Origin of the sequence: Ileibacterium valens, from assembly GCF_001945525.1 — a bacterium.
Classification (GTDB): Bacteria; Bacillota_I; Bacilli_A; order Erysipelotrichales; family Erysipelotrichaceae; genus Ileibacterium; species Ileibacterium valens.
On sequence record NZ_MPJW01000238.1, the window covers coordinates 1 to 808 of the forward strand.

Here is an 808-nt window from a genome sequence, read left to right on the forward strand (position 1 = left end):
TTTCGTAATCAATTTCAAAGATCTGCAAAAGCTCAGGGAAGAGACCCGATTAACGTTCTTCCAAAACATCACTACTGAGATTCCAAAGCATAGCCTGAGAAGCATCTATCGCTATGAAGATGAATCAAGAGAAATTCATCCTTTTGTTTACACAGCGAGATACTCTGCAAAGGCAGCAATAGAATCGATTTGATCCATCAAAAATACAGTAAGACAGTATTGAAAACACTTTCAGGACCATTGTTCTACTAAAGCTGTTTTCAGTGCGCCGATTTTTCTGAATATTTAAGACGTAATCATTTATTTGCCCTCCCTATCAAGGCAAAAGTACCTGCAAAGCAAACAAAACTTATTTTTATGATCACCATACAATTACACTTGACATTTAATAGTTAGGCTTTATTTCTCTGATTCAAGTTTACTCAAAATTTCAAATCGAAAAATAGCGATAAAATAAGTCAGTTGAATTTCATCTGAATTGTTCAAAAAATTCAAATTTCTCTAAGTGTTCAGCACGCAGGCAAGATAGTCTCAGACTCAAAGTAACTTCTTTATATTTGACGGGTTGCCCGAAACGAAATTGCCTATATACCATTAAAGGCGAAGAATCTTATGGATTCTGAAACTTTCCTCTCAGGAAAGCTGCAGGACGCAAAGAACTTCGCCTTTTTTACATTGAAGTATTATTGATTCAGACTGACAGAGCACAGAGTTCTCTGATTTCATCATTCCAGGGAAGAACGCTGTCAATGACATCAGCCGGTATAACTGAACCGCGCCATTTCTGGAATCTGTTCATCACCAGTTC

1 protein-coding gene is annotated in these 808 nt (G+C 36.9%); it reads left to right on the forward strand.

Annotation, left to right across the window (positions count from 1 at the left end; translation table 11 throughout):
* Positions 1-193: hypothetical protein (locus BO222_RS14140; protein WP_233131258.1), on the forward strand; the 193-nt coding region annotated here is incomplete at its 5' end.
* Positions 194-808: the final 615 nt, after the last annotated feature.